The organism is Nocardia nepalensis, assembly GCF_048910785.1.
In the GTDB taxonomy this organism is placed as follows: Bacteria; Actinomycetota; Actinomycetes; order Mycobacteriales; family Mycobacteriaceae; genus Nocardia; species Nocardia nepalensis.
Window position 1 is genome coordinate 59,340 of sequence record NZ_JBKBET010000028.1, and the last position, 17,666, is coordinate 77,005.

The window sequence follows — 17,666 nt, forward strand, 5'->3', positions numbered from 1 at the left end:
AGTTGACCATCCCACCCCAGCATTGTCATCATTGATGACAGCACTGATGATTTCGAGCGTGGGGCGGACATGGTTGTGAGCAAGGGCCGGGCGGTGCGGTTGTCGCCGGAGCTGATCGTGGAGGCCGCCGTGCGGATCGCGGCGCGGGCGGAACCGGACGGGCTGACCGGACGGGCTCTCGGCGAAGAACTGGGCGTGGATCGGTCGGCAGTGTGGCGGCATTTCGCGGACCGGGACGCGCTGCTGCTGGCTGTGGGTGACCGGCTGCTGGCCATGGCCGTGGAGCGAGTGCCCGACGCTCTCGGGCCGCGAGAGGTGCTGCAGGGGCTGGCACGCTCCCTCGTGGAGGTCTTCGAGGTCCACCCTTACGTTGGTGCGGCCGTCGCGTGCCGGACCACCCGCGGTCCGGGGGAGTTCGCCGCGATGGAGACGATGCTCGGGGCGCTGAAGGAGATCGGTCTGGACGAGGGCAATGTGGCCCGGTACCAACGGATGCTCGCCGACACCGTGCTGGCGTACGCGGGCATGCGTGCCGGGTACGCCGCGCTCCCGCAGGAGGTGCGCGCCGCCGACGAGCATGCCTGGGCCGGGGCGTACGCCACTATCTCCCCCGAGCGCTATCCCGCCATCGCCACACACCTGCCCCACCTGGCCGCGCAGGACGATGAGGCCGTCTTCCAGACACTGATGGAAGCATTCTGGCTGGCCGTCGACGCAACCGCCCGCAGCACCTCCAAGGACGACGCCGGTGCCTGACCACCACCCCACCGAGGAAGCCGCCGACGCGGCTGTCGACACAGGCCAGAAGGCCCCGCAGGGCAACGTCACCGAGCCGTCGGCAGCGAACCACCGGCCCGCACCCGCCGCCGATCCGACCACCCGGGCAGCCGCGCCGACCGACCACACCCCGGCCGCCTCGCGGTCTGCGACACCGCGGGCACGGCGCGCGCTACGGCGCACCCTCATCGCGCTGCCGGTGGCGCTTGGCCTGATGGTGGCCGGCTCCTACACGGCCACCGCGCTGCTCGACATCCCCTCCCCGCCCACGCTGGTCCAACTGCTGACCACCGAGCCCTCGCGGCAGGGCGACCTGTTCGCCACCCGCACGATCCCCGCCTGGGCCACACCGGCGCCCCTGCCAGTCCACGACGAGCCGCTTCCTGCCACCGTGCCATGGAAGGGCGAGCGGGTGCCCGTCGACAAGTTCCTGGCCGCCACCCGCACCAAAGCGTTCCTGGTCCTCAGAGACGGCCGGCTGACCCACGAGTGGTACGGCGACGGGGTGGGCCCCACCACTCGGCTGTCTTCCTGGTCGGCCGCCAAGTCGGTAGTGTCCCTTCTCGCCGGGCAGGCCATCGAGCAGGGCAGACTCCGGGAGGGCGACCAACTGGTCGACATCCTGCCCCAGCTGAAGACCGGCGGGGCCTACGACGCCATTACCGTGCGCGACCTGCTGGACATGACCTCGGGCGTGGACGTCCCGGAGAACTACAACGAGTACTACCCGCTGACCGGCACCGCCCGGATGTACCTCACCCGTGACCTGCCCGCCTTCGCGCAGGACCATCGCGACCTGCAGTTCCCGCCGGGCAGCCAAGGCGCCTACCGAAGCATCAACACCGAACTCCTCGGCCAAGTCCTGACCAAAGTTCAAGGACGATCGCTGGCCGACCTCTTGGCGGACAACATCTGGGCACCGATGGGAGCACAAGACAGCGCCACCTGGAACCTTGACCACGACAACGGCGACGAGAAGGCGTTCTGCTGCATCAACGCCACCCCCCGCGACTACGCCAAGCTCGGCCAGCTCGTCCTGGACAACGGCCGGGCCCAGGGCAAACAGATCATCCCCCTCGCATGGATCAAACGCATCGCCACCCCAGCGCCCCACGAAGTCGACGGCTGGGGCTACTCCGCGCAGTGGTGGCATCCCTTCGGCGGCAACGGCAAGGACTACTCCGCCCTCGGCGTATACGGGCAGTACATCTATGTCGACCCCGTAAGCAGGACCGTCGTGGTGAAACTCAGCGACTACGGAGACCAGCAGGACGAACAAGAGACCTTCGACGCTCTGCGCGCCATCGCCCAGTCCGGTTGACCTGCGCCTGCCTTGCTGCCACGGGTACCCCCACGCCTATCTGCGCGAGTTCTTAATCGCGGAGTCCGGGGTCGCGGAGTTACGGACTAGCACTCCGTTCGGGATGGCGGCAACTTCCACGCAGTTGCCATTGCCGCACGCGCTGGAGCGCCGCCATTGCAAATCAGTCATCATCTCGACCTCTTTCTGATGCTTGTGCTCGTGCCGCCAGTCATTCGGCCGCTTCACCTATCGCTTTCAGGATCAGCGTGCGGGCGTCGTCTCCCGACACCGACTGATCGGTGAGTACCTTGAACGCGCGTTCGTAGAGGACCAGTTCGCGTGGCTGCCGGATGGACAGTTCGGCGCTGATCGTCTCGACTTGGACTAGCTTCGTGTCGTAGAACAGGAAGTTCGTCGTCTCGTAGAAGAATTCGGCCGTGTTGGGAACCACACCGATGCGGAGCTGGGGCAGGCTCATCGCATCCAGGATGTGGTGAAGTTGCGCGCGTCGGATCTCATCGTCACCGATGGACGTGTAGAGCGCTGATTCGCCGATGAGGAAGTGGAATCGGTGTCCGGGTTCGCGGAGGACTCGTTGGCGCTCCATGCGCGCGTCCAGGGCCTCGCTGATGTCGTCGGGGCCGCCCAGGAACCGGATGCATCGGCCGAGTACCGCTTCGGCATAGTCGCGGGTCTGCAGGAGTCCTGGGGGGACCAGACAGTCATAGCCGCGTACGAGTCCGGCCGCTCCCTCGGTCTTGATGTTTTGCCGTTGGCGGCGTGCGTGTCCGGTTGCCGCGATCCGTCGCCATTCCATGTATGCGGCGTTGACGTTGCGTAAGGTGGCTTCCAGATCCGGCAAGGCCAGGTTGTTGTCCGTGAGCCGACACCAGATGGCCAAATCGTCTTCGGACGGCAGTTGCTTGCCGTGCTCGATCTTAGAGACTTTGGACGGCTCCCACCCCGCAGCGGCAGCCAGCCCACGTCCACTCATACGGGCTGACACCCGGAGTTCGCGTAGGCGAACTCCGAGTGCTTGCCGCGCATCGTCAATCTTGGCCACGAAGATAGGTTTCGAACTGAATGCCCAACGGCCACAACCGGTCGCGGACCTCGACGCAGCGTGACACGAACACCGGATCCTCGGTGATCGCGCCGCCCGCCCATTCCCCTTCGGGGGTGAACACCGAGAACGCGAGCACGGTGTCGTCGAACAACCACCAGTCATCGAGGGTGTAGGCGTCGGGGCGCACTTGGTGGCGGGGCAGATATCGGACGTGTTCTCCGGCCGCGACATTGCGGTCGGTGTGGTGCAGCAGGAACCGTGTGTAATCGGTGTGCGGTTCGGTCACCACTCGTAGCCGTTGGATACTGGTGCCTGTGTCAGTCACCTCCTTCACGAACGCATCCCATTGCTGCCAGTCCTCCGGATAGCTGGTCGGCTCACCGTTTACGAAGCGTTGCAATTGCTCGTTCTCGGAGGCCACGCCGTAGGAGTCCTGGACCTCTAGATGAAAGGCTCGCGTGTGGGTGCGGTAGAGGTCATCGAACTTGGGCCGATAGAGCATGCGGGTAGCTCGCTTTCTCGACATCGACTTCGATCGCTGTCTCGTGTGCGGGGATTGCCATGGTGGCCAACACGTCCGGATCGGTGACGGGTCGGCCGATAAGAGTGAAGGTGCCTCGCCCGGTGTCGTGCAACTCCGCTCGCAGGAACGTGCCGAGCTCCAGATAGCCGAGCAGTTGGTGTGGAATCTCGATACGTCCGGGTTCATTGGTGGGCCATCCCTGGATGAGGTCTGAGCCCTGGTCGGTTGCCCATACTCGGGGTGAGCCGTTGCCCCCTGTAGGTCCGCCAAGTAGACGAGTCTGCATGTGAGTTCGTTCCTTGCTTAGTGTAGCTGTCGGACGCACCAATCGTCGCAGGAAATCGGCTATCCCAAAGACGAATTCGAGCAATTTGAAGCAACATCGTTGTGAGCGGAGCTATCTGAGCTCTAGCGTCGGAGTCGGCGCTCAGGCCCTTCAACCGTCTCGCCGTACCGGCCGATCCGGCGGGGCTTGAGCTGCCTTCCATTCAGCACTGACCGGGGCCGATCGACATGGACGACGAGTACGAGGCGACGCGCTGACCTCGGCTCGATGAGCCGATCGCTGGTGAAAGCTGTTCATTAGCAACGCTTTCCGCAGATCGAAAGACAATGGCAGGAGATTCGTTATGAACGACTTATTGCCGCAACGCATTCCAGGTTCGTTATTGCCAGCACACATCGATCTGCTAGGCGACCTCATGAGGACTGTCCCGGCAACGGTGAGGCAGCAGAGGCATGAACTGTACAAGTGTTCAGCCGGTGAGGTCACGGTGCGGCGGGTGTTCGCCCCGCGCCCGGCAACCGCCATACCATTACCACCTTCCGCCCCTGTGTAACACCCAAGCTCAGCGGGGGCAATGCCTCTTTCGCTCATTAGTGCACAGCGGGTGCTCTGGCCGGTGACCGCTGCGGACGGTTGGCCACAGGTGACGGCCCGCACGCGCCGAATGCTCTATCAACTCCCGGCAGCGGGCCGACGTCGATGTCCTCGCTGCCGGGAGGAACCACTCGCCACAAGATTTCGAGGGTTTCGCTCATGGCCGCTATGGCCCCGCCAGCGCCCACGCGCCATGTCACATCGTCTGCCTCGCTGCGATGCCCGGTCAGACAACGATCCGGACCGAGCGGCCTGAACGGACCTGTAGTCGCGCTGTACTCGCCGAAGCTCGAGCAGGAGGCGATAGTGCCGCATCCGACCTCGTCCACGCGCCGAAGCCTCCGGCCTCCCCTGACCGCCGCCAGGAGTGTGTCCTGATGAACCACGATCAACCGGAAACCCAGTGTCCGCTGCGGTACCCGTTCGGGCAGACCCACACGCTGGATCTGGAACCGGACTACCGCGATTGCGGCCCGATCACAGCGATCGAGTTACCCAGCAGCGCGCGAGCATGGTTGGTGACCGACCATGCGTTGGTGCGGCGGGTGCTGGCCGATCCTCTGTTCTCGCGGGAACAGGCGAACGAGCCGCAGGTAGCGCGCCTTTCGACCGAAGTGCTTCCGCCGTCGGCGATTTTGGCAACGGATCCACCCCAGCACACCGAACTGCGCGTCCGGATCGCGGGCATGTTCGCCCCACGCCAGGTCGCGTCGATGGCTCCGGCCGTTACCGCGCTGGCGGCCGACCTAATCGATGAGCTGGAGACGGCCGGGGAACCGGCCGATATCGTCTCTGGCTTCACTGAGCCGTTCGCGGCTGCGGTGGTATGCGAAATGTTTGGTGTACCAATGCGTTTTCGTGATGAGGTGTTCGCGCTCGGTGATGCGCTCACCGCGCGTGACGCCACCACCGAAACCCTGGCGGCTGCGCGGGGCGAGTGCGAGGCGCTGGCACGCGCGATCGGTGTCGAGAGCCCGAACGGGTTGTTCAGCATGCTCGGACAGTCCGCGCGCAGCGATGATGAAGTGCTGAACCTGATCATCGCCTGCTTGATCGGCGGCCGAGGATCACCCACTGTGTTCTTGTCGAGCGCGCTGTTCGCGTTGCTGCGCGAGCCGCGCCACTATCAGTGGCTCGTCGAACATTCGGACGCGATCTCAGCGGCAGTAGAGGAGTTGCTGCGGTTCGTGCCGGTCGGGGTAGGCGGCGGCTTCACTCGGGTCGCGACCGCCGATGTGCAGCTGGGGCCGGTGCTGGTGCGGGCCGGGGACGCGGTAATTCCGGCGATGCACGCCGCCGGGCGCGACCCGAAGGTGTTCGAGCACCCGGACGACCTCATGCTCGATCGCGGCCCGAAGACCGCGCATCTGGCGTTCGGGCACGGCACCCATTACTGCGTCGGCGCGGGCCTGGCCCGTCTGGAAGCCCGCGCCGCCCTGGAAATCCTCACCACCCGGCTGCCGGGGCTGCGCCTGGCCGATCCCGCCGACGGCGGGATCTGGCGGCAGGGGCGCGTGGGGCGTTCCCTCGAACGATTGGACGTGGCATGGACGCGAGACTGATCATCGACCGCGACCGCTGTGCGGGTACCGGAGTGTGCTTGCCGATCGCCAGCCCTCATCTACAGCTCGCTGATGGCGCCGCCCGCGTCGTCGATGGCACCACGATAGGGATCGAACAGGCGCGTGCGGTTGCTGCGTGCTGCCCGAACGAGGCAATCACGGTGTGCGAGCAGCCACCAGCGGTGTTTCGTGTGGATGCACCGATCGTCACGTTGGGTCCTTCTGGCACCGATGCTCAAGCCGAGGCCGACAAGCACACCGGACAGGTGCGCTTGGTCGATTCCTTCCCCGATGCGATGCGCGCCGCTGCCGAGAACCCGGGGCTGCGGGCGCTGGTCGCGGCGGGATATCTGGCACTGGATGCGGAGGTCCGCACGGTGGATTCGTGGGTGGACCAAGATCGCGCTCTATACCGCGATGAACGTCCAGATCAGTTACGACCATCAACGGCAAATCGCCAGAGTGTCAGCCAACCCGTGTGTGGTTAGCACTGGTGTCCGGAGGGGGACTTGACCACTACGCACACGCCCTTCACCAGCAGAAGTTGCTGGTCCTGGACTGATGACAGGCCGGCATCGCGACCTATCGTTCGCCTCGCGGCACGGTTCCAAACCTCGGAAGGGGTTCGGTTGGTCGGGGTTCGCCTGGGCGAGTTCCGGATGAGCGTGTGCATGATGCGGTCGGCGAATGGAGTGGAATTTCGGGCAGCAGCACCCGGTTATGTCGATAGTCTGATCGGCGTGACCGCTCCAGGGAGTTCGATGCGCTCGAATTCGCACGCGCTCAGCTACATTTGGCTGCGCGTGACCTGGAAGGAAGCGATATCGTGCCCGAACTGCGATATACGACTGCTCCAACGGAGCGGTCTGCTACCACTTCATCGGGAATCTGCGAGGCAACCAGGTGAACAACCTGAGCTGGTTCAACTAGCCGTGAGCCAGGGGTCCCGGACTGACCGGGCCCCCTGGTGCGGCCGGTCGCCAGCAGGCACCTGCGGCCGTATCCACGGCGCGTGGGGTCCACGTCCGCTGGATCCGGCGGTAAGACGCCACCGCAGATAGTTTCCCGAGTCGGTACCACCTGCCGGGTGCATATGCGCAGATCGCTGTTCGAGTTACCGCACATAGCTGCGGCTATATGCGGTAACTCCTTCTCGTCAATGTTCCCGGACCCCCAGGTCCGTCACGACGCTGGAGTGTTGAGAAGCGTTCGGTTTTCGAACACCCCGCCACCCTGGGGCGGTGTGTGTGACTCGCAGCCGTAGGTGGCGGTGTTTTCGCAGTGTCAGGTGGCGCCGATGACGAGGGTGCTGCGGGCGGTTTCGACGACGTCGGCGGTGATGCGATGACGCCGTGGATCTGGGCGACCAGTCGTCGCAGGAGGCAGCAGTTGCCGCCGGTGGTGTCCGGGTTCTGGGTTGCCCGGCCAGGGCCTCGTGGTTCACCAGGTCGGACGGGCTCGGAGGAGGAGTGAATCCCTGAGGCCACACGGTATTCGCGTTGTAGAAGATGTCGTCCAGTTTGACGTCGGTGAGGTCGGCGGCGGTGAGGTTCGCGTCTGCGAGATTTGCCCCGGACATGTTTGCACCCTGGAGCAGGGCATGACCGAGATTCGCGTAGTCGAAATTGGCGTTCAGCAATATCGCCCTACGCATGGTGGCAGCAGACAGGTTCGCGTATTGGAAGTTGGCTCGGGAAGCGATCACCCCTGACAAATTGGCAACAGAAAGCCATGCCCCGGAGAGATTGCTGCCCGCGACCGTGGCGAGCTCCAGCACCGCACCCTGCATCGACGCTCCAGCGACACTCGGTTACGCCGTCCAGCTTCGCGATTCGTGCGACGGATGCTTCGAAGAAGTGCCCACTGCCGAATGCGATGTAGCCAACTTGCCTGCAACGTCCGGCAAGCAATGTGCGGATGGTTTCGAAGGTGTCGCTGTTCTCGATCACCAGAATGATGCCGCCGTCCCCCAGACGTTCGTGGGCCAGTGGTGGCGGGATCCGCTCGGCGAACAGCATGTCGAGGGTCAACCGGCCGGGTGCGAAGAGAGTGGTGGCGGTGAGGACGAGGGACGTTTCTTCAACGCGGAGGTCGTGGGGCTGTCCGGAGGCGGGGTTGGGCGGCCAACGCTGGGCTCATGACCAAGAGGCCGCAGGTTCAAATCCTGTCCCCGTTACTAACCGGCGGACCTGGCCGGTAGGTTCCAGGGCCGCCCTCAATCTTTTGTCGAAGTCTTCGGCGACGATTCGACACTTTCCCGATTCCGTCGTCGAAAACGGTGGTCAGGGCAGTGACTTGAACAGGGTGGCGCCGACTCGGTTCGCGTCGGCGCAGGGGTCTCCCACGTCGGTCTGGACGCGCGTGTTGTGCACCAGGAACTCGATGCTGCCGAACGCGGCCGCTGTTCCGACATAGCAGCCCTGCTTGTGGGTGTCCTGCGCGGCTCGATACTGGACCACTGCGCGGCCGTAGTATTGGGTCCTGCGGATATCCTGGTATCGCGCGGGTTCGAGCTCGACTTCCAGCGGCCTGTCGTAGGAAGTGATGAACAATTCGTAAGTTCGGTCGGCGGATTGCCACTTGCAACCGCGCCACGCTGGAAACGTGGCATTGGAGATACGCTCGCGGGTCGCCGTGTCCAGTTCGGCCGCGGAGAGCGCGGATTCCGACAGCGAGCACGCGTCCCAAACCGCGACGGTCGTGGAAACCGAAGTAGTAGGGGTATTTTCAGCTGTGCCGGGAGCAGGCGCGCGCGTTTCTCGTGCGGTGGTCGTGGGTGTCGTGGCGGCACCGTCACCCGGAACCTGTTGAGGCGCAGTCGATGCCCCACCGGTGCGGGTCGTGGTGGTCCCGCAGCCCGCGAGCAGCACGGCCGCACCACACGCCAAGGCGGCGAACTGGTTCCCGCTGAGCTTGTTTCTCATCTCGGATTCCTTCACTGTCAGAGGTTTCGGCGCCCTGGCCCAACCGGGGACTACCTGGCCGGGACTTGAAGCGGGGAACGATTTTCAGAGGCTGCGCTGCGAATGCCGCGCAGGAGCAGGATGGCGGCGGCCACTACCAGCGGTGCCGGGGTCGGCTCGACGCTGACGGCGCACACGATGCTCCATGCGAGAACCGTCCAGGCGAGGAACTCCGGCGGAACGATGTCCCGCCGATTCATCCATACCGCGAGCACGCCGACGAGCACGAGGGGCAGGCCGAAACCGGCCGGGTTCGCCCAGAAAGCGTTGGCCGCCTTGGTGTCTTCCCACCAGTGACCCCAGAGCCGCAATGACACCCAGTCCCCGAAGTACGCCGAACTCAGCAGGAGCCCGACGGCGAGGTGTCCGGCACCGATGACCGCGATGATGCCGCTCGCCCAGGTGATCATTCGATTGCCGTGTTGTTGTTCCATGTCAACCCTCCAAGGGGAGTTGTACGGTACCGTACAACTCGAAGTCTAGGCTCGGATATACGCCTCCGTATAGACGCTGGAGGTGTGGCAAACGGCACCTTGGCGGCGTATCAAGTTGCCTGTGCCGCTAGGGCTTTGGGTGGCCAGCCGGTCGTGGGCGGACCGCCGACCACCGTCGACCGGGTCCGGTGTCAGGCCGGGTGTCGCGCTGCGGCGAGGGTGAGGGCGATGTCCACGAGCATGTCCTCCTGGCCGCCGACCAGTCCCCGTCGACCGGCTTCCATGAGCAGGGTGCGCGCGTCGATGCCGTATCGCGCGCTGGCGGCTTCGGCGTGCCGCAGGAAGCTCGAGTACACGCCCGCGTAGCCGAGGGTCAGTGTTTCGCGGTCGACGCGGACCGGCCGGTCCTGGAGCGGGCGGACGAGGTCGTCGGCCGCGTCCTGGAGAGCGAAGACATCGCAGCCGTGCCGCCATTCCAGCAGGTTCGCGACGGCGATGAATGCCTCGATCGGCGTGTTTCCGGCACCGGCGCCGTGTCCGGCGAGCGAGGCGTCGACGCGTATGGCGCCGTGCTCGACGGCGGTGACGGAGTTGGCCACCGACAGTGAAAGGTTCTCGTGGGCGTGAATGCCGATCTCGGTGTCGGGGTCGAGAACGTCACGGTAGGCCCGAATGCGTGCGCCCACATCGTCCATAGTGAGCCGACCGCCGGAATCGGTGACGTAGACGCAGTGCGCGCCATAGCTTTCCATGAGTTTGGCTTGTGCGGCCAGCTGCGGGGCGGGCGCCAGGTGGCTCATCATCAGGAAGCCCGCGACGTCCATGCCCATGGCGCGCGCCGTCGAAATGTGCTGGGCGGCAACGTCAGCCTCGGTGCAATGGGTGGCGACGCGCACCGACCGGACGCCCAGATCGTAGGCGCGGCGCAGGTCGTCGACCGTGCCGACGCCGGGCAGCAGCAGCGTGGTCAGGCGGGCGCGCCCGATGTTGGCGGCCGCCGCCTCGAGCCAGGACCGGTCCCTGTGGGAACCGGGACCGTAGTTGACCGAGCCGCCCGCGAGACCATCCCCGTGCGCGACCTCGATGGCATCCACACCCGCGGCGTCGAGCGCGGCCACGATCCGGCCGACGTCCGCCGGGGCGATCCGATGGCGGACCGCGTGCATGCCGTCGCGCAGGGTGACGTCCTGAATGTAGAGGCTCGTCCGGCTCATCGGGCATGCTCCTTCTGCGACTGCGCGATTCGCTCCGCGACCTGGACGGCCGCCGAGGTCATGATGTCGAGGTTCCCGGCGTAGGCGGGCAGGTAGTCCGCGGCGCCCTCGACCTCGAGGAAGACCGAGACCCGGTGTGTTGGCACGCGGCGCTCGCCGTCGGCCAGCAGGGTGTGCACCGGTTCGTCGGCGGGGATCGGGTCGATCTGGATCCGGTGTTTGAGGCGGTAGCCGGGCACGTAGGCCGCGACCTCGCCGACCATCTTCTCGATCGACTCCCGGATCCGCTTCTGACCGCCGATGTCCGCGGCCTCCACCAGGCAGTAGACCGTATCGCGCATGATCAGCGGCGGCTCGGCGGGATTGAGAATGATCACCGCCTTGCCGCGTTCGGCGCCGCCCACCATTTCGATTGCATGCGAAGTGGTTTCGGTGAACTCATCGATATTGGCCCGCGTTCCCGGCCCCGCGGACAGGGACGCGATCGAGGCGACGATCTCGGCGTAGGCGACACGCGTCACGCGCGAGACGGCGGCCACGATCGGAATGGTGGCCTGGCCACCACAGGTCACCATGTTCACATTCGGGGCGTCGAGGTGATGGCCGAGGTTGACCGCGGGCACGACGAACGGCCCGATCGCGGCCGGAGTCAGATCGATCAGGCGTTTGCCCAGCGGTGCGAGCCGCGCGTGGTTGTGCTCGTGCGCCTTCGCCGACGTCGCGTCGAAGACGATGTCGATCTCGTCGAAGCCCGGCATGTGCAGCAGTCCTTCGACGCCTTTGTGTGTCGTCGGAACACCCAGGGCCGCAGCGTGTTTGAGTCCGTCGGACTGTGGATCGATGCCGACCATGGCGGCGAGTTCGAGGTGCCGGGAGCGCCGCAGCAGTTTCAACATCAGATCGGTGCCGATGTTCCCGGACCCGATGATCGCGACTTTGGTGCGAACAGTGTTGTCGCTCAAGGGATTGCCTTTCATGAGAAGGATGCCGACACCGAGCCGAGTCCGTGGATCCGCACGTCGACGACCGCGCCCGGATGGACGGGACGCATCGGACCCAGTGCGCCCGACAGAATCACCTGCCCGGCCCGCAGCGGATCGCCGAAGTCGCGCGCTGTCAGTGCCAGCCACGACAGTGCGTGCAAAGGGTCGCCAAGGCAGGCCGCCCCGGTGCCGGTCGATACCACCTCGCCGTCGATCTCCATGCGCATGGTCACCGCGGCCGGTTCCAGTTCCTCGAGACTGCGGTGCTCGGTGCCGAGGACGAACACGCCGCTGGACGCGTTGTCGGCGACGGTGTCGGCGAACGAGATGTCCCAGTCGGTGATTCGGCTGTCGACGATCTCCAGTGCGGCGACCGCCGCACCGACGGCCCGGCGGCACTGGGCATTGTCGAGCGGCCCATCGGCGAGGTCGTCGGCGAGCAGGAAGGCGATCTCGGCCTCCGCGCGCGGCTGCAGTAGTCGCGCGGTCGGGATCTCGTCGCGATGTCCGAAGGTCATGTCGGAGAACAGGACTCCGAAATCGGGCTTATCGACGCCGAGTTGCCGCTGTACCGCCTCGGAGGTCGCGCCGATCTTGCGCCCGACCACCGTCGCGCCGGTGGCGATGCGCACGGCGTTGAATCGCTCCTGGATTCGATAGGCGGTGTGCACGTCGTCCGGGTCGATGAGATCGCGCAGCGGTGCGCACGGGCGGCGGGTGGCCGCGGCCTCCGCCAGGCGTTGCGCCGCGCGGGCCACGGTCGCCTCGTCGGCAGATGACATGACAACCTCCTTTCTGTCGTACTGTGAAGGCGCGATCAGTCCACCTCGGCCCTCGGGGCCCGCGCAGTAAATCCGGTCCGGTGAGTGGACCGGTGGCAGGAAATGAGGCTCTCCCATGACTTCCGGCTTGGATTCGCGCTCGGTATTGGGACGGATCGTGTTGATCCTGGACGCATTCGCGGTCGACGATCAGGCGGTCGGCCTGTCGGAGCTGGCCCGGCGCACCGGGCTTCCGAAGGCGACCGTGCACCGAATGTGTCAGGACCTGGTCTCCGCGCGCTTGCTCAGCCCGTCTCCGGCGGGCTACCGCCTGGGGCGGGGATTGTTCGAGCTGGGTCTGCGCGCGTCCGTCGAGCGCACGCTGTTGGAGGTCGCGGTTCCCTTCATGCAGGACCTGTATGCCCGCACCCGCGAGACCGTCCACCTCGGTGTGCTCGACGGTGACGAGGTCGTCTACATCAGCAAGATCGGCGGCCACCGGCAGGTGTCCGCGCCCTCCCGGGTCGGTGGTCGAATGCCGCTGTACTGCACGGCAATCGGGAGGGTGCTGCTCGCGCATTGTGACGCGGCGACCGTCGACCGCATCCTGTCGGGCCGTCTGATTCGGCGCACTCCGCGCACGATTGTGGGACCGGGCCTGCTGCGCGCGCAGTTGGACCGGGTGCGCGACGGGGGAGTCGCCTTCGAATATGAGGAATCCTCGGCCGGAATTGCCTGCGTTGCCGCCCCCATCCTCGGCGCCGACGGCCGCCCCCTCGCCGCGATCTCGGTCACCGGTCCGACCTCGCGTTTTCGCCCCGTCGACCACGTCGTTGCGGTGCGCGCCGCAGCGATCGGCACGGAATCCATCCTCGCTCGCCGGTCGCGGTCGAACTCCCGCTAACCCCCTTCCGCCCCTTGACTCCCGGCGACGGCTGGTCTTATCGTTCGATCAATCAATTGATCAATTGATTGATCGAACGTCTGGAAGGGGTTGCGTCCATGTCGCACAGCGTTACCGACCTCGAGGGCACGCGGACGCGTGTCGTCGAGGCCGGAGGAATTCCGACCAAGGTGCTGATCGCGGGATCGGGTCGGCCGATCGTGCTGCTGCACGGTTCCGCTCCGGGGGTCTCCGCGGAGGCGAACTGGTCCGGCGTGATCGCGGAACTTGCCCGGGACTTCCTGGTCATCGCACCCGATATCGCGGGTTTCGGAGGTTCGGTCGGGCCCGCGGGCACCGAGTACGGGATCAAGCTGTGGGTGCGGCAGCTCATCGAGCTGCTCGACGCGCTCGGGCTGGCGTCGGCGACCTTACTGGGCAACAGTTTCGGCGGGGGCCTCGCGCTCGCCGCCACGCTCAAACATCCCGAACGGGTCGACGGACTCGTCCTGCTCGGCACACCGGTGGGCACTTTCGAGATGACCGAGGGGCTGCGGTCGGGCTGGCATTACGAGCCGGATGAGGCGGAAATGCGCCGGATCCTGGAGACATTCGCCTACGACCCGGCCCTGGTGACAGACGAGATGGTCCGTGAGCGGTACGAGGCCAGCGCCCGTCCCGGCGCGCAGGACGCCTACCGGCGGCTCATTCCCGAGCCGGGTCCGGCGGGTACACCGATCAAGGGCGTGCCGGAGGAGTCGCTTCGCACGATCACTCAGCCGACGCTCATTCTGCACGGCAGAGAAGACAGCGTCATCCCGGCCGAGCTGGCCTGGCGGGCCGCGCATCACATCCCGAACGCCGATCTGAAGCTGTTCGCGCGGTGCGGCCACTGGGTGCAGTTGGAGCGCACCGGCGAATTCCTTTGTGAGGTACGGGAGTTCCTGGCCAGGTTGCGATGAGCCGATCGGGATTGGACAAGGCGCTCTACGACATCGTCGCGGGCAAGCAGGCGCGCGACGGCTTCGTCTCGGACACGGCCGGATTCCTCGCTCGCTATCGGCTCGACGCGGACGAACGCGCGGCCGTCGGCGGCATCGACCTGCCGGCGCTGCGGGATCGGGGTGCGAATCCCATGTTGCTGTGGGGGCTGTGGATGACCTTCGGCGATCGCAGCCTGCCCGGCTATCTGGCCGAACTCCAAGGCGGCCGTACCCTCTCGATCCGGAAGGACCCCAACAATGGCTGAGCTCGTGGGCGGTTTCCTGATGCCGCACGACCCCATGGTCCTCACCGATCCGCAGGCGCCTTCGGAGGCGATCCGGGAGCGGATCGGCGATGCATACGCCGAAGTGGCGAGGCGGGTGGCCGAACTCGACGCCACTACGTTGATCATTATCGGCACCGACCACTATCTGTTGTTCGGGCCCGGTTGCCTGCCGCAGGCGCTGATCGGCAGCGGGGATGTCGACGGGCCGCTGGAGCGTCTGCCCGGTATGCGCAGACGGCCGTTCCCTGACAACAAGGCGCTGGCACGGCACCTGGTGAGCCACGGGCATCACACCGGAATCGATTGGGCGGTAGCCGATTCCTTGACGGTCGACCATTCGATCGCCATTCCATACTTCCGGGTAGGGGTCGACGCGAACATTCCGGTGATTCCGATCTACTTGGCCTGCGGCGTCGAACCCCTGCTGCCGTTGCGGCGGGCCGCGCAGATCGGCCGGAACCTGAAGGCGGCCGTGGAGAGCTGGGACGGCGACGAGCGGGTGGTCGTCATCGGCAGCGGGGGCATCAGCCACTGGGTCGGCACCGACGACATGGGCCGCGTGAACGAGCAATTCGATCGCAGGGTGCTGGATCTCGTGACCGCCGGGGATGTGGAGAAACTCGCCTCGTTCTCCGATGACTACATTCTCGCCAACGGCGGCAACGGCGGTCTGGAGATCCGGAACTTCGTCGCCGCCATGTCGGCGATCGGTCCATGCACCGGCAATGTCATCGCGTATGAGCCGGTGCCGGAATGGATTACCGGCCTCGGTTTCGCCGAGCTCATTCCGAACCGGGTGACGGAAGCGATCCCGTCATGACCACTGAAACCTCGCAGAGCTGTCATCTCGGGCCGATGGGTGTTCTCGATGGTCGGGACATGGTGCGCATGACGCCGGATGGATGGCCGCCGCTGCTGATCTACCGCGTCGACGGCCAGATCTACGCGACCGCCGACATCTGCACCCACGCGACCGCCTCGTTGTCGGAAGGCGAACTGGAAGGCCACACGATCGTGTGCCCGGTGCACTGGGCCGAATTCGATATCCGCACAGGCCATCCGCTGTGCTTCCCCGCGACGCGCGCCCTGGAGACCTTCGCGGTGACAGTCGTTGGCGACCAGATCTACGTCCATCGAAAAAGCGGTAATGGAGACAAGGATTATGAGTGAATCGGCATCGGCGGTCATCGACCCCGGTCTGCTGGACCAGGGCCGGTTACCGCGCGAGATCTTCTGGTCGGAGCGGATCTATCAGCTCGAGCTGGAGCGGATCTTCGCCCGCGCCTGGGTGTTCATCGCGCACGAAAGTCAACTCCCGCAGGCGGGTTCGTTCCTGACCACCCGCATCGGTGAGGACGAGGTGATCGTGGTCCGCAACCGCGACGGCCGGGTGGGGGCGTTCCTGAACAGCTGCCCGCACCGCGGCAACCGGGTCTGCTCGGCCGAGGTCGGCCACGCACGCGGATTCGTCTGCAACTACCACGGCTGGTCGTTCGGTCTGGACGGGTCGCTGCGCGGGATGCACGAATCCGGTTCCTACGACCGCGAACCCGGCTTCGACCGGTCCGCGCTGGGACTGACCCCGGTCGCCCAGCTCGACGGCTACAAGGGCCTGCTGTTCGCGACGTTCGACCCGAGCGCGCCGCCGCTCACCGAATTCCTCGGCGACTTCACCTTCTATCTGGATGTCATGCTCGACAACGATCCAGGCGGAACCGAATTCGCGGGCGGCTGCATCTCCTCGATACTGGGCTGCAATTGGAAGATCGCCGCCGAGAACTTCGCCGGTGACGCGCTGCACGCGGGGTGGACGCATGCCTCGGGGGCCGAGGCCATGCTGGGCGGGCCCGTGGCCTCGCTCGGCGATGAAGCCAACGAGAGCTACCACGTCAATATCAACGGCCACTGCTGGGAATTCAACCTCGACGGTCTCGGCAACGCGGCCACGCTCGGCGACAAACGCATCCTGAACTATCTGCGCGAGCAGCGCGGCGCGTTCGAGGCCCGCCTGGGAGCGACCCGGGCGAAGATGGTGGGGTCGGTGAGTTCGGCCAATGTCTTCCCCAACTTTTCGTTCCTGCCCGGGCAGAACACCTTCCGCACGTGGCAGCCGCTGGGCCCGCACAAAACCGAGCTGCGCACCTGGGTCCTGGTGAATCGCAATGCGCCGCAAGAGGTCAAGGACGCCTGGCGCAAGGGCGCGATGCTGACCTTCTCCCCGTCGGGTGTGTTCGAAATGGACGACGGCGAGAACTGGGAAGGGTCCACGCACAGCAATCGCGGATTCGTGACCAGGCAGCAGCCGCTGCACTACGGCCTCGGCCTGGACAGCCGGATCGAGCACCCCGAACTGCCCGGCAACGTCTATCGCGGGCAGATCAACGACGCCAATCAACGCGCGTTCTACCGCCAATGGTCGAAGATGATGAACTCGACCGGCTGGGACGGCATCCTGGATCGGGAGGGGTCGCGATGACACCGACCACCGATCCGCGCACGGCCGAAACCGTGGACACGGCAGTGCATCTCGAGGTCGACACGGCAGTGCATCTCGAGGTTATGGCCTTCGCGGCGCGGGAAGCGCGGCTGCTCGACGAGGAACGCTATCCCGAATGGCTGGCGCTGTTCACCGAGGACGCGACCTACTGGGTGCCCGGCATCGAGAACCGCGGCCGCCACGACCCTTCCGGCACCCACGCACCACACCGCATGGCGTACTTCGACGACACCATCGCCGATCTGCGGCACCGGGTGGACCGCTTCACCGCGCCGACCGCCTGGGCGGAAGATCCCGCGACCCGGCATCTGCATGTCATCTCCAATATCGAAGTCGAATCCTGCGACGTCCCAGGCGAACTGACGGTGCGCTCGGTCTTCGTGAACTACCGCGGCCAAGGCAGCAACGACTCGGCGGTCCTCTACGGGCGGCGGATCGACCGTTTGCGTCGCGTGGACGGCCACTTGCGCATCGCGGCACGCAAGGTCGTGCTCGGCCACGCCACCTTGCCCGCCAAGAACATCAACACCTTCTTCTGAGGACGCATCCG

At 65.8% G+C, this 17,666-nt stretch carries 21 protein-coding genes and 1 tRNA gene; 12 read left to right on the forward strand and 10 right to left on the reverse strand.

Annotated elements, in window-relative coordinates; translation table 11 throughout:
- The first annotated feature begins 69 nt into the window (after nucleotides 1-69).
- Nucleotides 70-756 carry a TetR/AcrR family transcriptional regulator gene (locus ACHQ4I_RS20970; protein ID WP_420773494.1) on the forward strand — a complete coding sequence of 229 codons (687 nt, stop codon included), beginning with the start codon at nucleotides 70-72 and terminating at the stop codon, nucleotides 754-756.
- Entirely contained in the window at nucleotides 749-2,098 is a 1,350-nt protein-coding gene (locus ACHQ4I_RS20975; RefSeq protein WP_420773495.1) for a serine hydrolase domain-containing protein, read from the forward strand. Before ACHQ4I_RS20970 ends, ACHQ4I_RS20975 begins: the two co-directional genes overlap by 8 nt.
- A gap of 36 nt (nucleotides 2,099-2,134) precedes the next feature.
- Here ACHQ4I_RS20975 and ACHQ4I_RS20980 read toward each other — a convergent pair whose 3' ends face one another.
- Genes ACHQ4I_RS20980 through ACHQ4I_RS20995 form a run of 4 tightly spaced genes read right to left on the reverse strand, consistent with a single transcriptional unit; the run spans nucleotide 2,135 to nucleotide 3,955 of the window.
- On the reverse strand, nucleotides 2,135-2,272 hold the full coding sequence (locus ACHQ4I_RS20980) for a DUF397 domain-containing protein (RefSeq protein ID WP_420773496.1): 138 nt from the start codon (nucleotides 2,270-2,272) through the stop codon (nucleotides 2,135-2,137).
- Nucleotides 2,273-2,309: 37 nt separating this feature from the next.
- On the reverse strand, nucleotides 2,310-3,143 hold the full coding sequence (locus ACHQ4I_RS20985; protein ID WP_420773497.1) for a helix-turn-helix domain-containing protein: 834 nt from the start codon (nucleotides 3,141-3,143) through the stop codon (nucleotides 2,310-2,312).
- Nucleotides 3,130-3,648, reverse strand: coding sequence for a DUF6879 family protein (locus tag ACHQ4I_RS20990; RefSeq protein ID WP_420773498.1), 519 nt, complete (start codon nucleotides 3,646-3,648; stop codon nucleotides 3,130-3,132). The genes ACHQ4I_RS20985 and ACHQ4I_RS20990 overlap by 14 nt, the downstream gene beginning before the upstream one ends.
- The gene (locus ACHQ4I_RS20995; RefSeq protein WP_420773499.1) at nucleotides 3,623-3,955 is read right to left on the reverse strand and encodes a hypothetical protein; all 333 of its coding nucleotides are present in this window, start codon (nucleotides 3,953-3,955) and stop codon (nucleotides 3,623-3,625) included. Before ACHQ4I_RS20995 ends, ACHQ4I_RS20990 begins: the two co-directional genes overlap by 26 nt.
- A 971-nt stretch (nucleotides 3,956-4,926) precedes the next feature.
- On the opposite strand from ACHQ4I_RS20995, the gene ACHQ4I_RS21000 reads away from it, so the two are divergent.
- On the forward strand, nucleotides 4,927-6,111 hold the full coding sequence (locus ACHQ4I_RS21000; RefSeq protein ID WP_420773500.1) for a cytochrome P450: 1,185 nt from the start codon (nucleotides 4,927-4,929) through the stop codon (nucleotides 6,109-6,111).
- A complete protein-coding gene (locus tag ACHQ4I_RS21005) occupies nucleotides 6,096-6,599 on the forward strand; it encodes a ferredoxin (protein ID WP_420773501.1) in 504 nt (167 codons plus the stop codon). The genes ACHQ4I_RS21000 and ACHQ4I_RS21005 overlap by 16 nt, the downstream gene beginning before the upstream one ends.
- A gap of 668 nt (nucleotides 6,600-7,267) precedes the next feature.
- On the opposite strand, the gene ACHQ4I_RS21010 is transcribed toward ACHQ4I_RS21005, so the two are convergent.
- Entirely contained in the window at nucleotides 7,268-7,900 is a 633-nt protein-coding gene (locus ACHQ4I_RS21010; protein ID WP_420773502.1) for a pentapeptide repeat-containing protein, read from the reverse strand.
- A 319-nt stretch (nucleotides 7,901-8,219) separates the two neighbouring features.
- Here ACHQ4I_RS21010 and ACHQ4I_RS21015 point away from each other — a divergent pair.
- Nucleotides 8,220-8,287, forward strand: a tRNA-Met gene (locus ACHQ4I_RS21015).
- Between the two features lie 106 nt (nucleotides 8,288-8,393).
- Here the strand turns inward: ACHQ4I_RS21015 and ACHQ4I_RS21020 are convergent.
- The 5 genes from ACHQ4I_RS21020 to ACHQ4I_RS21040 form a co-directional block, all read right to left on the reverse strand.
- The gene (locus ACHQ4I_RS21020; protein ID WP_420773503.1) at nucleotides 8,394-9,035 is read right to left on the reverse strand and encodes a DUF3558 family protein; all 642 of its coding nucleotides are present in this window, start codon (nucleotides 9,033-9,035) and stop codon (nucleotides 8,394-8,396) included.
- A gap of 50 nt (nucleotides 9,036-9,085) precedes the next feature.
- Nucleotides 9,086-9,508, reverse strand: a complete 423-nt coding sequence (locus ACHQ4I_RS21025; RefSeq protein WP_420773504.1) for a DUF6463 family protein — start codon at nucleotides 9,506-9,508, stop codon at nucleotides 9,086-9,088.
- Nucleotides 9,509-9,699: 191 nt separating this feature from the next.
- Complete coding sequence (gene dmpG / locus ACHQ4I_RS21030; protein WP_420773505.1) at nucleotides 9,700-10,722, reverse strand: 4-hydroxy-2-oxovalerate aldolase; 1,023 nt, start codon at nucleotides 10,720-10,722, stop codon at nucleotides 9,700-9,702.
- Complete coding sequence (locus ACHQ4I_RS21035; protein ID WP_420773506.1) at nucleotides 10,719-11,684, reverse strand: acetaldehyde dehydrogenase (acetylating); 966 nt, start codon at nucleotides 11,682-11,684, stop codon at nucleotides 10,719-10,721. The genes dmpG and ACHQ4I_RS21035 overlap by 4 nt, the downstream gene beginning before the upstream one ends.
- A gap of 11 nt (nucleotides 11,685-11,695) precedes the next feature.
- Nucleotides 11,696-12,487 carry a 2-keto-4-pentenoate hydratase gene (locus ACHQ4I_RS21040; RefSeq protein WP_420773507.1) on the reverse strand — a complete coding sequence of 264 codons (792 nt, stop codon included), beginning with the start codon at nucleotides 12,485-12,487 and terminating at the stop codon, nucleotides 11,696-11,698.
- Nucleotides 12,488-12,602: 115 nt separating this feature from the next.
- Between ACHQ4I_RS21040 and ACHQ4I_RS21045 the strand changes: the two genes are divergently transcribed.
- The 7 genes from ACHQ4I_RS21045 (at nucleotide 12,603) to ACHQ4I_RS21075 (ending at nucleotide 17,655) form a co-directional block, all read left to right on the forward strand.
- Nucleotides 12,603-13,370 (forward strand): IclR family transcriptional regulator, encoded by a 768-nt coding sequence (locus ACHQ4I_RS21045; RefSeq protein WP_420773508.1) that lies wholly within the window; start codon nucleotides 12,603-12,605, stop codon nucleotides 13,368-13,370.
- Nucleotides 13,371-13,468: 98 nt separating this feature from the next.
- On the forward strand, nucleotides 13,469-14,311 hold the full coding sequence (locus ACHQ4I_RS21050) for an alpha/beta fold hydrolase (RefSeq protein ID WP_420773509.1): 843 nt from the start codon (nucleotides 13,469-13,471) through the stop codon (nucleotides 14,309-14,311).
- A complete protein-coding gene (locus ACHQ4I_RS21055; RefSeq protein WP_420773510.1) occupies nucleotides 14,308-14,598 on the forward strand; it encodes a hypothetical protein in 291 nt (96 codons plus the stop codon). The genes ACHQ4I_RS21050 and ACHQ4I_RS21055 overlap by 4 nt, the downstream gene beginning before the upstream one ends.
- Nucleotides 14,591-15,439, forward strand: coding sequence for a DODA-type extradiol aromatic ring-opening family dioxygenase (locus ACHQ4I_RS21060; protein WP_420773511.1), 849 nt, complete (start codon nucleotides 14,591-14,593; stop codon nucleotides 15,437-15,439). The genes ACHQ4I_RS21055 and ACHQ4I_RS21060 overlap by 8 nt, the downstream gene beginning before the upstream one ends.
- Before the next feature lie 59 nt (nucleotides 15,440-15,498).
- The gene (locus ACHQ4I_RS21065) at nucleotides 15,499-15,789 is read left to right on the forward strand and encodes a non-heme iron oxygenase ferredoxin subunit (protein ID WP_420773512.1); all 291 of its coding nucleotides are present in this window, start codon (nucleotides 15,499-15,501) and stop codon (nucleotides 15,787-15,789) included.
- Nucleotides 15,782-17,095, forward strand: a complete 1,314-nt coding sequence (locus ACHQ4I_RS21070; protein ID WP_420773513.1) for an aromatic ring-hydroxylating oxygenase subunit alpha — start codon at nucleotides 15,782-15,784, stop codon at nucleotides 17,093-17,095. The genes ACHQ4I_RS21065 and ACHQ4I_RS21070 overlap by 8 nt, the downstream gene beginning before the upstream one ends.
- On the forward strand, nucleotides 17,092-17,655 hold the full coding sequence (locus ACHQ4I_RS21075; protein WP_420773514.1) for a 3-phenylpropionate/cinnamic acid dioxygenase subunit beta: 564 nt from the start codon (nucleotides 17,092-17,094) through the stop codon (nucleotides 17,653-17,655). The genes ACHQ4I_RS21070 and ACHQ4I_RS21075 overlap by 4 nt, the downstream gene beginning before the upstream one ends.
- Nucleotides 17,656-17,666 lie beyond the last annotated feature (11 nt).